Consider the following 12,140-nt stretch of genomic DNA (forward strand, 5'->3'; position numbering starts at 1 on the left):
GGGGGGGGGGGGGGGGGGGGGGGGGGGGGGGGGGGGGGGGGGGGGGCGGGGGGGGGGGGGGGGGGGGGGGGGGGGCGGGGGGGTGCTGGGGGGGGGGGGGGGGGGGGCCCCTCACCCCCCCCGGCCCGCGCCCCCCCGGCCGGCCCCCCCGGGGGCGGCGGCCCCCCCCCCCCCCGCCCCCGGCGGGTGCGGGCGCCTCAACGCACGTCGCGCAGTTCCCAGTGGTGGCCGGCCAGCAGGCGCAGGCGCTGCTTGAACACATCACTGTCGATGCGGGTGGTGGCCACCAGGTTGATGCGCAGGTCCTTCTGCTCGCCGGTCACGGTGGCGTCCGGGTCGGTCACGCCCCACTGCGGTTCCACGGCGTCCGGGTCGGGCTGCTTGGCCTTCCAGCGCTCGAACAGGGTGCCGCTGCGCAGGGCATCCTGCAGCTCCTCGGCGAAACCGCCGGCGCTCTGCGAATGGAAGGACAGGTCAGGGTCGTTGCCGCGGGCCTTGGACGGGTCGGGCAGGCTGATGTGGTACTGCGCAGGCATGGTTCGTCTCCTTGAGGTGTGGCAAGGCTGGCACAGCCGCAGTGCAATGCTTGTGTACGCCAGAACGGCTTATTCGAAGCGATGCGGCCCATCGGCAAAGCCGATCGTCACCGCGCCCTTGCCCACGTTGACCATGCCGGTCAGGCTCATCACCGACTCGTACACCGCCACGTCGTGGCTGGCGCACAGGTCCTTCATCGCGGCATAGCCGGGCAGGGCACGCAGTTCCTCCAGCTCGCCGCCGTAGCTGACGCAGACGGTGGGGGTCATCAGGCCGTTGCGCACGCGCTGGCCGACCACGCCGAACAGCTTCTGCACGGCGTTGTCGAAGCCCTTGATCTTGGCCACCGGCCCGGTCTCGCCCTTGTAGCCGTGCAGCACCGGCTTGATGTCCAGCGCGCTGCCCAGCGCGGCGCTGAGCAGGCCGACGCTGCGGTCGCCCTTGTGGCGGGCGCGGGCGCGCATGTAGTACAGGTCGCGGGTGACCATGTAGCCGTGCACGTTGCCGAACAGTTCTTCCAGCCGCTGGCGGATCTGCTGCACGCTGGCACCGCTGTCGCGCAGCCGCACCGCTTCCACCGCGGTCACCGCCTGGGCGGCGAACAGGTTCTGGGTATCCAGCACGCGCAGCGCGAACGGCGAGTTGTAGCCCGCCGCCTGGCGCACCGGCTTGTAGTCGTTGAGGATGGCGAAGCTGGCCTGCAGCGCGTTGTCGTGGATCGGACTGCGCGTCTTGGTGATGGTCATGCAGAACACGTGGTCGTAATCGATCACCAGCTGTTGCAGGAACAGATCGCGGATCTGGTTGACGCTGAAGGGGATGGTCTCGGCTTCGGCACCGTGCTCGGCCACGTGGGCGTGCAGGAAGCTGAGCGTCGCCTGCTCGTCGCGGTGGTCGGCCAGCACCGCTTCGCCGATCCGCACGGTGATCGGCAGCACCACGATGTTGTGTGCGGCAATGAAATCCTGCGGCAGGTCGCAGGCCGAATCGACAACGATTCCGATGCGCATCCGGCTCCCCCTCCAGGGCGGTTGTAGGTTCGGAATGTGAAAGCTATCTCAATTTTATCCGGGGCGCGCGAGGGAATCACGCCACTGCCTGTTCCGCGATTGCGCTGCACCGCCACTGGAAGCGTTACCACGGCCTGCCAGTCCGGACGCTGCAGCAGGCCGGGGTCGGCCAGCACGGCGGCCATCATCGGGTGCGCATCGTTGCCCCAGAACAGTTCGCCGTCGATGGACAGGGTCGGCACGCCGAACAGGCCGGCGTCGATCGCGGCCTCGGTATTGCGGCGCAGCTGTTCCTTCACTGACGCTTCGGCGCAGGCCGCCTGCACGTCGTTGATGCCCAGCCGGGCCGCCGGTATGCGCAGCGTTTCGGCGCTGTCACCGGTATTGCCTTCGCGCCAGATCCAGTCGAACAGCACATCCACCGCCTGCGTGCTGGCCCCGGCGGCCAGGCACAGGCGCAGCGCGGCCAGCGGGTTGAACGGATGGGCGGGCGGGAAGCGCAGCGGCGTGCCTTCGGCCTGCGCCGTCCACAGCAGCTGCCGGTAGATGAAACGGCGCTTGGCCGGAATCTCGGCCGGGCCGAGGTTGCCCAGGTGGTGCAGCACCGCGCCGAAGGCGATCGGCACCGGCTGGATGGCTGCGAACTGCGGCAGCTGCTTGACCTTCTGCCAGTGCAGGTAGGAGTAGGGCGAGACGAAATCGAAGTACCAGCGCAGGGTCGGCATCGGCGGATTCCTCGTAGGTCAGGGCTGCGCGTTGTGCTGCAGGTAGCGGTCACGCAGTTCGGTCTGGCGCGAGCGCATCGGCATCGCGCGGCCGCCCAGCCAGACCTGTTCGGCATAGTGCGCCACATCCAGCGGGTCGCCTTCCCACAGCACCAGGTCGGCGCGCTTGCCCGGTTCGATGGTGCCGATCTGGTCGGCCACGCCCAGCACCTGTGCCGGCACCCGGGTCAACCCGGCCAGGCCATCGGCCCAGGGCAGGCCATTGGCCACTGCATTGCCGGCCAGCTGGCGCATCTTGCGCGCGTTGTGCGAGGCGTCGTCGCGCTGGGCGAAGCTGACCGGTACGCCCGCGCGCTGCAGGCGCGCGGCGTTTTCCAGGGTGGCGCCGATCTGGTCGAAGCTGGTGGGCAGGTTGCCCAGCGCATCGACGAACACCGGCACCTGTGCCGCCGCCAGTTCCGGGGCCATCTGCCAGGCCTCGGCGCCACCGGCGATGGCGATCTTCACCTTCTCGCGCGCAGCCCAGCGCAGCAGCTGGCGGATGTCGGCGGCACGGTCCACTTCCACCACGATGCGGCCCTGGCCGGCCAGATAGCGGGCCAGGGTGCGGCGGCCGGCGGGCGTCAGCAGCGCATGCGGTGAATCGGTGGCGACCTGGCCGTGCGCTTCGTCCACCATCTGCTGCAGCAGCATCCACTGCGCCGCGCGCGACTGCCCGGTCAGCTCAGACGCAGCCGCGCCCAGGCGCAGGAACAGCGCACGCGGGCCGATCGGGTCGGCACTGCCATCCAGGCGCATCACGCCGCCCTGGCCGGCCACGAAGCCACCGCCGGTGGCTGCGCCCAGCGCGGTGAAACCGATGCCATCCAGGCGCGCCACGGGAATCAGCACCGAGGCCGGGTTGTAGGCGAGGGTGACGTCGAATTCCGGGCGCAGCGGCTGCTCGCCGATCTTCAGCGTGCTGTCCACCGTGCTCGATTCACCGGAGACCTCTTCGATGCCGATCTCGGTGATGCCGCCGAACAGGGCCGGAGTGAGCGGGCGGCCGTTGGCCTCCACCACGGCCACGCCGCCCGGTGCCGCCAGGCCGGGGCCGACCGCGCGGATCATGCCGCCCTGCACCAGCACGTCGGTGTTCTGCAGGCTGCCGCGCGCGCTGGCGGTGTGCACCGTGGCGTTGCGGACCAGCAGGTCCTGCGCCGAAGCCGCGGTTGCCAGCAACAACAGTGCGACCACGGTAGCGCCGGGCCATGCTCGGCGGCTCTTCCTGACAGGCTTCGTCATCTGCGTGGAACGGCCCATCAGCGCACCTCCTGGCCAAGCTGGAAATCCGAACGCGGCGTCGCCGCCGGCGCAGCGCGGTCATACAGCCGCCGGCCATCGACGAAGACCTGCTCGGCCAGCGCATAGGAACTGAAGGGATTGCCGTTCCACACCACCACGTCGGCCATCTTGCCGGCCTCAAGGGTGCCGGTCTGGCCTTCGATGCCCAGCGCCTTGGCGGCGTTGGCGGTCGTCCAGATGATCGCGTGCTCCGGGGTGATGTCCGGCATGCGCGCGCGGCGTGCTGCGGCCATCACCTTGGCCGCTTCCTGGTTCAGGCGCTGGATGCCCTCGGGCGAATCGGAATGGACGATGGCGCAGCTGTTCTTCGGCCGGTCGACCAGCGCGATGTTCTCGGCGATGCCATCGAAGGCTTCCATCTTGAAGCCCCACCAGTCGGCCCAGAGCGCACCGCAGACGCCATCGGCGGCCAGCCGGTCGGACAGCTTGTAGGCTTCCACTCCGTGGTGGAAGGCGGCCACCTTGAAGCCGAATTCCTTGGCCAGGTCGAGCATGGTGGCCATCTCGTCGGCGCGGTAGCAGTGGATGTGCACGCGGATGTCGCCCTGGATGGCGCCGGCCAGCGTGTCCAGCTTGAGGTCGCGCTTGCCGCCGGCATCACCGGCGCTGTCGCCCTTGTCGCTGCCGAACCAGCCCTTGCGCTTGGCCGGCTTCGGGCTGTTCTTGGCGATGTAGTCGGCCGCGTCGATGAAGGCGGCGCGGTAGCCGGCCACGTTGCCCATGCGCGTGGCCGGGGCGGTGCCCTTGCCGCCGTAGACGCGCTTCGGGTTTTCGCCGCAGGCCATTTTCAGGCCCCACGGCGCGCCGGGGAATTTCATCGCCTGGTAGGTGGTGGCCGGCACGTTCTTCAGCACCACGCCGCGGCCGCCGACCAGGTTGGCCGAGCCGGGCAGCACCTGCATGCTGGTCACGCCACCGGCCAGGGCCGCGGTGAAGCCGGGGTCCTGCGGCCACACCGAGTGCTCGGCCCAGACATTGGCGGTGACCGGCGCGGTCATCTCGTTGCCGTCGCTGTGCGCGCTGACGCCCGGGCTCGGGTAGACGCCCAGGTGCGAATGCACGTCGATCAACCCGGGGGTCACCCACTTGCCCTGTGCATCGATGCGGGTGATGCCGGCATCGGCCTGCAGCTGCGGGCCGACGGCGACGATGCGGCCGTCGCGCAGCAGCACGTCGGCATGCTCCAGGCGCTGGCCGGTGCCGGTCAGCACGGTGGCGTTCTGGATCAGCACCGGGCCATCGGGATGGGCCTGGTAGGTGCTGGGGTAGGGGTCGGCGACGAAGCGCGACGCGCCCACCGCCGGTGCGGTGCTCAGTGAGGCCAACGCCAGGCCAAGCCCGGCGTGCAACAGCGTGGATGGCATGCAGATTCCCCTGGCAGGCGCGTGAATCCACCGACGCTATCCGGCGCCGGGGGCGGTTGCCAAGTGACGTTGGGCAGGGGCGGATGTAGGAATTTCCCTATACAAAAATTGTGAACGAATCATTAATTTTTGGTGACACCTGCGGTGTTCGAACGCAGCAGCGTGTGGCTCTCCCCTTGCTGGCGGCCCTGTGCCAACGCGCATGGCTGGCATCGCACTTCCCATGGAATTCAAGGACGTACCTGTTGATGAGCGTTTCCACGTCGTACCGTACCGCCGCTGCGCGCCGCGCCTTCCTGCCCTCGCCGCTGGCTTCGGCCATTGTCGGCTCGCTGCTGGTGGCCGCCTCGCTGCCGGCCCTGGCCAAGGGCAGCAGTGACGAGCTGTCGCGTTATCAGTTCCAGCGCAGCCTGCAGGCCGCCTTCGCCGCACCGGCGCTGGTCACCACCGCCACCCCGTCGCGTGCGTTTGCCACGACCGCCGATGATGAAGCCGCTGAGCCGGTCATGGGCAAGGCCGGTGATGCCGCCAGCTGGCGCACCACCGAATTCAACAACGACTGGGGCCTGGGCGCGATCAATGCCGATGCCGCCTATGCGCGCGGCCTGACCGGCAAGGGCATCCGCCTGGGCGTGTTCGATAGCGGCACCGGCCTTGAGCACGACGAGTTCGCCGGCAAGGACCACCGCAGCATCCACTTGGCTGACGTGCTGGCCGACGGCAGCCTGTGCAGCCGCGAAGTGCTGGACGGCCCGGATGCCTGCTTCGTCAGCGATGGCGACCAGGTCGCGGTGTCCTACCAGCTGATCGACCCGGACTGGGAGCAGCTGCTCAACAACAACGGCTTCTACGAAGGCCTGAGCTACAACCTGCACGGCACCCACGTGTCGGGCACCATCGCCGCCAACCGCGATGGCAACGGCACCCATGGCGTGGCCTTCGGTGCCGACCTGAGCGTGGCCCGCCTGTTCTCCAACAGCGTCACCTACCTTTCGGTGGTGCGCATCGGCAACAGCCTGTACCTGGACGAACAGACCGTGGCCGCGATCTCGGCCGCCGATTCGATCTATCCGCAGCTGTACGCGCAGATGAACGAACAGGGCGTGCGTGCGATCAACCACAGCTGGGGCCTGGCCAACGAGCCGGAGACCGCTGAAGACCTGGATTTCTACCAGTCGCACCCGGTGTTTGCCGAAAGCCTGGCAGCGATGGCCGAAGGTTCGCGCAGCAGCGGCCTGATCCAGGTCTGGGCAGCCGGCAACACCAATGCCGTCAATCCTTCGCCCGAAGAAGCGCCGATCGCCGGCATGTTCGCTTCGCTGCCGCGCGCCATCGCCGATATCGAGCCGTACTGGCTGGCCGTGGTCAACGTCAATGAAGACCTGGAACTGAGCAACCGCTCGATGCGTTGCGGCCTGGCCGCCAACTGGTGCCTGGCGGCACCGGGTTCGAACATCACCTCCACCGTGTACGGCGACGATTCGGTGCTGGAAGGCGACCTGTACGACGACAACGGCAACCTGGTGCTGGAAGTCCTGAACCAGGATCCGACCTCGGCCTACGCTGACATGAGCGGCACCTCGATGGCGGCCCCGCACGTGACCGGCGCACTGGGCCTGCTGTTCGAGCGCTTCCCGTACCTGGACAGCGCGCAGGTGCGCGACGTGCTGCTGACCACCGCCACCGATCTCGGTGCCGAGGGCGTGGACGATGTCTACGGCTGGGGCCTGATGGACCTGGCCAAGGCGGTCGAGGGCTATGGCTCGCTGCGCGTGGACACCGACGTGGTGATGAACCAGAAGGCCGGTGGCCTGAAGGTGTGGGAAGGCGATGCTTGGGACGACTGGACCAATGACATCGGCGGCCCGGGCAAGCTGACCAAGAGCGGCATCGGCTGGCTGCGCCTGAGCGGCGACAACAGCTTCAACGGCGCCGTGGTGCGCGAAGGCGTGCTGGAACTGGACGGCGTCAATACGCTGACCAGCGCCGTCGAGGTGAACGGTGGCAGCCTGCTGCTCAACGGCACCCTGAAGAACACCGCGCTGAACACCAGCGCAGGTCTCGGCGTCGTCAGCAGCACCGGTGTGCTGGACGGCTCGGATCTGAGCGTGTCCGGCGGCGTGGTCTCGTTCAACGGCGTGCAGACTGGTGGCCAGACCTTCGTCGGCGCCAAGGGCACGCTGAAGGGCGTGGGCGAGCTGGGCGACACCACCGTGTCCGGCATCATCGCGCCGGGCAACTCGATCGGCACGCTGACCATCAACGGTGATTACGTGCAGACCGCCAGCGGTGTCTACCAGGCCGAACTGGCCCCGGGCGGCCGCAGCGACCTGCTGCACGTCACCGGCACCGCCACCCTCGGCGGCTCGCTGGTGGCACTGCCGGAAGCGGGCACCTACTACCTGGGCGAGCAGTTCAACTTCCTGCAGGCCGATGGCGGCACGATCGGCCAGTTCGCCACCACCGACTTCAGCGCGTTCTCTCCCTTCATGAAGTTCAGCCTGGTCTACGGCGCTGCCGGCGCCCGGATCGAGGTGGCCCGCGGCAATGCACTGGCCAGCGCCGCCACCACCGCCAACCAGCGGGCCGTGGCCGGCGTGGCCGATACCCTGGCGGTCGGCCAGGGCCTGCCGCGTCCGCTGACCCTGCTGTTCCCGGAACAGGTGGGTGCGGCGCTGGACGGCCTGAGCGGCGAGCTGCACGCAGCCACCGCGGCAGCGCTGGTGGAAAGCAGCCGCAACGTGCGTGATGCCGCGCTGTCGCGCCGTGCCGGTGCCACGGCACCGGGCGCCAGCGATGCCGATGCAACCGGCGTCTGGGTCCAGGCCATTGGTGGCAGCACCACCCTGGACGGCAACGCCAACACCGCCCGCACCCAGGCCAACAACAACGGCCTGCTGGTCGGCGTGGACCGCGAGTTCGGCGGCTGGCAGGTGGGCGTGCTGGCCGGTACCGGCCGTACCGACGTGAAGCAGCAGCAGGGCCGTCGTGCGCGCTCGAAGATCGACAACACCCACTTCGGCGCGTACGCCAGCCACAACTGGGGCGGGTTCGGCCTGCGTGGCGGCCTGGCGGTGAGCAACCACGATGTGGACAGCACCCGCGAACTGGCGTTCTCCGGGTACAGCGACACGCTGACCGCCCGCTACGACGCCCGTACCCGCCAGGCGTTCATCGAAGCGGCCTACCGCTTCGGTGGCCGTGAAGCCGGCCTGGAGCCGTACCTGCAGGTGGCCCGCGTGGAAGTGGACACCAAGCACATCGACGAGCGTGGCGGTGCCGCCGCCCTGCAGGGCCGGGTCGACGATGCCCGCACCACCATGGCCACGGCCGGTGTGCGCTTCGACAAGGGCCTGAAGGCCTCGTTCCAGCAGGACAGCTGGCTGCACGTGACCGGTGGGGTGGGCTACCGCCGGGCCAGCGGCGACCGTGACCCGTCGGCAACGCTGGCCTTCGCCAGCGGCAGCGACGCGTTCGTGGTCAGCGGTGCGCCGATCGCCGACAGTGCAGTGGTGGCCGAGCTGGGCCTGTCGGCCTGGCTGACCGAACGCCAGCAGCTGGAACTGGGCTACAGCGGCCAGTACGGTGATGAGAGCCGTGACCACGGTGCCAACCTGCGCTGGTCGGTGCGCTTCTAAGCGCCCGGCGAGGCAGTAACGGTTCCCGGGCAGCACGTGCCGGGAACCCCCAGGAGGGCGGCCGCAGGGCCGCCCTTCTTTGTTGCCGGGCCAGGTGAAGGCTGGCGGGCACGCGCCTACAATAGCGGCCCCACGCCGTAGCGGATGCGCCATGAAGAGCAAGCAGGAAATCGTCGACAACTGGTTGCCACGCTATACCGGCGTGCCCCTGGACCAGTTCGGCCAGCACATCCTGCTGACCAACTTCGGCGGCTACCTGCATACCTTCGCCGAGCTGACCGGGGCGCCCATCGTCGGCCTGGACCGGCCGATGGCCAGCGCCACCTTCGACGGCATCACCATGATCAACTTCGGCATGGGCAGCCCCAATGCCGCCATCATCATGGACCTGCTGTCGGCGGTGATGCCCAAGGCCGTGCTGTTCCTGGGCAAGTGCGGGGGGCTCAAGCGCAAGAACCAGCTGGGCGACCTGGTGCTGCCGATCGCCGCCATCCGCGGAGAGGGCACCTCGGGCGACTACCTGCCGCCGGAAGTGCCGGCGCTGCCGGCCTTCGCCCTGCAGCGGGCGGTGTCCACGATGATCCGCGACCTCGGCCACGACTACTGGACCGGCACGGTCTACACGACCAACCGCCGGGTCTGGGAGCATGATGAGGCCTTCAAGGAGCGGCTGCGGGCGATGCGCTGCATGGCCATCGACATGGAAACGGCCACGGTGTTCGCCGCCGGCTTTGCCAACCACATCCCCAGCGGGGCGCTGCTGCTGGTGTCCGACCAGCCGATGATCCCCGACGGGGTCAAGACCGAGGCCTCCGATGCCAAGGTCAGCTCCCAGTTCGTGGAAAACCATATCCAGATCGGTATCGAGGCGCTTAAGCTTATCCGGCGCAACGGCAAGTCGGTCCGCCACCTGCGCTTTGACGAATGATGATGATGGTCTGGCGCCGCGCGCTGGCCCTGGAGAGCAGGTGATGGACGTTGCCGCGCAAGTGGTGGAATTCTGGAGCGAGGCGGGCCCGACGAAGTGGTTCGCCCGCGATGACGCGTTCGACGCGCGGTTCCGCGAGCGGTTCCTGGAGGAGCACTACGCGGCGGCGTCGCGTGGGCGCGAACACTGGCTGGGCAGTTCCGAGGGCGCGCTGGCGCTGATGCTGCTGTTGGACCAGTTCCCGCGCAACTGCTTCCGCGGTACCGCCCATTCCTTCGCCACCGATGGCCTGGCCCGGCATTACGCCATGCGCGCCATCGAGGAAGGCCTGGACCTGCAGCTGGTGCCCAAGCTGCGTGCTTTCATCTACCTGCCGTTCGAGCATTCCGAAGATCCGTTCGACCAGGATCGTTCGGTGGCCATGTTCGACGTGCTGGGCGACAAGGAATACCTGCAGTACGCCGAAGTCCACCGCGACGTCATCCGCCGCTTCGGCCGCTTCCCGCACCGCAACGCCGTGCTGGGCCGCATGCCCAGTCCGGAAGAACTGGATTTCCTCGCCGAAGGCGGCTTCGCCGGTTGACCGTCGCCTGGGTGCGCAACGAAAAAACGCCGGCGGATGCCGGCGTTTTTCGTGGTGGGGTCAGAGCCCTTTCCTGCGGAAAGGGATCCGACCCCGGGCGTTGCTGACCCGCTGGCGGCCGATCAGTACTTCGGCACGCCGTTGTCCACTTCGTCCGACCAGGCGTCGATGCCGCCGGTGACGTTGAACACCTTGGTGAAGCCCAGGGTGCGGAACTGCTCGGCAGCCTGCGCGCTGCGGCCACCGTGGTGGCACAGGAAGGCCAACGGCGTGTCCTTGGGCAGGCCTTCCAGCTCGGCGCGGCCGTTGCCGTCGAAGCTCTTGAACGGCACACCGACCGCGGCGATGGCGCGTTCGTCGGCCGGGCGCACGTCGACCAGGGTCACGTTGCCTGCACGCACCAGGTCGTCGGCGTCACGCACGCTGATTTCCTGCACCGGCTTGGGCGCGTTCGGGTTGTCGATGGCCAGGCCCTTGCCGCGGATGTCATCGACCCAGTCGATGGTGATGCCGTCGGCGCGGCGCGCGCTGGACAGGTCGAACTGCACGCGCAGGCCGTTGGATTCGGCGGCGATCGCGCTGTCATCGTGCGGGGCCAGCTGGAAGTTCGGCTGGAAGCGCGCATCGATGGTCAGCTGCAGCGAAGCGCCCGGGGCATCGGCCAGCGCGCCCTTCAGCATTTCCACCGCGGCCGGGGTGACGGTGATGCGCGGCGGGGTGCGGTCCGGTGCGGCCAGGCCGAGCACGGTGCTCAGTTCGCCGCTGGCGGCCATCTGCAGGATGATGTCGCTGCCACCGACCAGTTCGCCGTCGATGTACAGCTGCGGGATGGTCGGCCAGTCGCCATAGGCCTTGATGCCTTCACGGATTTCCTGGTCGGCCAGCACGTTGACGTGGGCGAAATCGACGCCCAGGTCCTGCAGGGCGCCCACGGCCTTGGCCGAGAAGCCGCACTGCGGCATCGACGGCTGGCCCTTCATGAACAGCACGACGCGGTTGTCGTTGAGGAGGGATTCGATGCGCGAACGCAGGGCGGGATCGAGGGACATGGGCAGTCTAGGGTCCGTAAATTCGAATCACCCATTCTACGCCCCATGGCATCATGGGGCATGACCAACGCAGGAACATTGCATCGCATCCCGACCCGGCCGTGGCGCTGGCTGCCCTGGCTGGTGGCGTCGCAGGTAGCGGTGATCCTGGTCTGGGTGCTCGCCGGCTGGCACTGGGGGCTGCCGCTGATGGTGGCCAGCCACGCACTGTTCATGGTGCCGGTATTCCTGCCCAACAGCCGCTTCTACACGCCGGTGCTGGACCGCCTGCCCGATGCGGGCGACAGCGTCTGGCTGACCATCGACGATGGCCCCAGCGAGGAGACCCCGGCACTGCTGGATCTGCTCGACCGGCACCAGGCGAAGGCGACCTTCTTCCTGGTCGGCGAGCGCGCACTGGCGCATCCGGTCCTGGTGGAAGAGATCCTGCGTCGCGGCCACGACCTCGGCAACCACAGCCATACCCATCCGCAGACCCGCTTCTGGCGGCTGGGCCCGTCGGCGATGCGTGCCGAGATCGAAGGCTGCCACCAGGCCCTGCAGGCGGTCAGCGGCCGCCCGACGCGCTGGTACCGCTCTGTGGTGGGCATGACCAACCCGTTCGTGGCGCCGGTGCTGGCCGCGCTGGGCCTGGTGCGGGTGGGCTGGACCGCGCGTGGCTATGACGGCGTGGGCTGCACGCCCGACGGCGTGATGGCGCGCCTGCTGCCGGACCTGCAGCCCGGTGCCATCGTGCTGCTGCATGAAGGTGCCGCACATGGCCACAACCTGGCCATCATCGAGCGCGTGCTGCAGGTGCTGGACCAGCGCGGGCTGAAGGCGCGGCTGCCGTCGCTGTAGCTTGGTAGCGCCGGGGCCATGCCCGGGCGCGTCGGGGGGGGTTCCCCCCCGCCGCGCCCGCGGGTCCCCCGACCCCGCGCGACCCCCCGGCCCCCGGATGAAGCGGGGGGGCCCCACCCGCC

General features: G+C 69.0%; 9 protein-coding genes and 1 pseudogene. 4 read left to right on the plus strand and 6 right to left on the minus strand.

The genetic code is table 11. The annotated features are described in order from the left end of the window. Nucleotides 1-197 precede the first annotated feature (197 nt). The 5 genes and pseudogenes from ACVOK1_RS18670 to ACVOK1_RS18690 all read right to left on the minus strand — a co-directional run bounded on the left by ACVOK1_RS18670 (nt 198) and on the right by ACVOK1_RS18690 (nt 4,980). Nucleotides 198-536, minus strand: coding sequence for a hypothetical protein (locus ACVOK1_RS18670; protein ID WP_079223285.1), 339 nt, complete (start codon nt 534-536; stop codon nt 198-200). A gap of 69 nt (nt 537-605) precedes the next feature. After that, nucleotides 606-1,547, minus strand: a complete 942-nt coding sequence (locus ACVOK1_RS18675; protein ID WP_481562897.1) for a DegV family protein — start codon at nt 1,545-1,547, stop codon at nt 606-608. Between the two features lie 95 nt (nt 1,548-1,642). Further along, a pseudogene (locus ACVOK1_RS18680) lies at nt 1,643-2,272 on the minus strand (DsbA family protein); the annotation flags it as partial. 18 nt (nt 2,273-2,290) lie between these two features. Continuing rightward, nucleotides 2,291-3,556: an amidohydrolase family protein gene (locus tag ACVOK1_RS18685; RefSeq protein ID WP_481562900.1), complete on the minus strand. Its 1,266-nt coding sequence runs from the start codon at nt 3,554-3,556 to the stop codon at nt 2,291-2,293. Nucleotides 3,557-3,573: 17 nt separating this feature from the next. Beyond that, nucleotides 3,574-4,980 carry an amidohydrolase gene (locus ACVOK1_RS18690; protein ID WP_481562898.1) on the minus strand — a complete coding sequence of 469 codons (1,407 nt, stop codon included), beginning with the start codon at nt 4,978-4,980 and terminating at the stop codon, nt 3,574-3,576. 248 nt (nt 4,981-5,228) lie between these two features. Between ACVOK1_RS18690 and ACVOK1_RS18695 the strand changes: the two genes are divergently transcribed. The 3 genes from ACVOK1_RS18695 (at nt 5,229) to ACVOK1_RS18705 (ending at nt 10,129) form a co-directional block, all read left to right on the plus strand. Continuing rightward, on the plus strand, nt 5,229-8,618 hold the full coding sequence (locus tag ACVOK1_RS18695) for an autotransporter domain-containing protein (RefSeq protein WP_481562899.1): 3,390 nt from the start codon (nt 5,229-5,231) through the stop codon (nt 8,616-8,618). A 151-nt stretch (nt 8,619-8,769) separates the two neighbouring features. After that, nucleotides 8,770-9,546 carry an AMP nucleosidase gene (locus tag ACVOK1_RS18700; RefSeq protein WP_108766294.1) on the plus strand — a complete coding sequence of 259 codons (777 nt, stop codon included), beginning with the start codon at nt 8,770-8,772 and terminating at the stop codon, nt 9,544-9,546. Between the two features lie 43 nt (nt 9,547-9,589). Then, entirely contained in the window at nt 9,590-10,129 is a 540-nt protein-coding gene (locus ACVOK1_RS18705; RefSeq protein ID WP_108769966.1) for a DUF924 family protein, read from the plus strand. 122 nt (nt 10,130-10,251) lie between these two features. On the opposite strand, the gene grxD is transcribed toward ACVOK1_RS18705, so the two are convergent. Next, nucleotides 10,252-11,178 (minus strand): Grx4 family monothiol glutaredoxin, encoded by a 927-nt coding sequence (gene grxD, locus ACVOK1_RS18710; protein WP_108769965.1) that lies wholly within the window; start codon nt 11,176-11,178, stop codon nt 10,252-10,254. Between the two features lie 60 nt (nt 11,179-11,238). On the opposite strand from grxD, the gene ACVOK1_RS18715 reads away from it, so the two are divergent. Beyond that, the gene (locus tag ACVOK1_RS18715) at nt 11,239-12,018 is read left to right on the plus strand and encodes a polysaccharide deacetylase family protein (RefSeq protein WP_108769964.1); all 780 of its coding nucleotides are present in this window, start codon (nt 11,239-11,241) and stop codon (nt 12,016-12,018) included. Nucleotides 12,019-12,140: the final 122 nt, after the last annotated feature.

The sequence above is a fragment of the Stenotrophomonas sp. STEN087 genome (assembly GCF_056759115.1).

What these genes read in the sequence shown, in the direction of transcription:
- ACVOK1_RS18670 (WP_079223285.1), bottom strand. Translation starts at nt 536, where the DNA reads ATGCCTGCGCAGTACCACATCAGCCTGCCCGACCCGTCCAAGGCCCGC.
- ACVOK1_RS18675 (WP_481562897.1), bottom strand. Translation starts at nt 1,547, where the DNA reads ATGCGCATCGGAATCGTTGTCGATTCGGCCTGCGACCTGCCGCAGGAT.
- ACVOK1_RS18685 (WP_481562900.1), bottom strand. Translation starts at nt 3,556, where the DNA reads ATGACGAAGCCTGTCAGGAAGAGCCGCCGAGCATGGCCCGGCGCTACC.
- ACVOK1_RS18690 (WP_481562898.1), bottom strand. Translation starts at nt 4,980, where the DNA reads ATGCCATCCACGCTGTTGCACGCCGGGCTTGGCCTGGCGTTGGCCTCA.
- ACVOK1_RS18695 (WP_481562899.1), top strand. Translation starts at nt 5,229, where the DNA reads ATGAGCGTTTCCACGTCGTACCGTACCGCCGCTGCGCGCCGCGCCTTC.
- ACVOK1_RS18700 (WP_108766294.1), top strand. Translation starts at nt 8,770, where the DNA reads ATGAAGAGCAAGCAGGAAATCGTCGACAACTGGTTGCCACGCTATACC.
- ACVOK1_RS18705 (WP_108769966.1), top strand. Translation starts at nt 9,590, where the DNA reads ATGGACGTTGCCGCGCAAGTGGTGGAATTCTGGAGCGAGGCGGGCCCG.
- grxD (WP_108769965.1), bottom strand. Translation starts at nt 11,178, where the DNA reads ATGTCCCTCGATCCCGCCCTGCGTTCGCGCATCGAATCCCTCCTCAAC.
- ACVOK1_RS18715 (WP_108769964.1), top strand. Translation starts at nt 11,239, where the DNA reads ATGACCAACGCAGGAACATTGCATCGCATCCCGACCCGGCCGTGGCGC.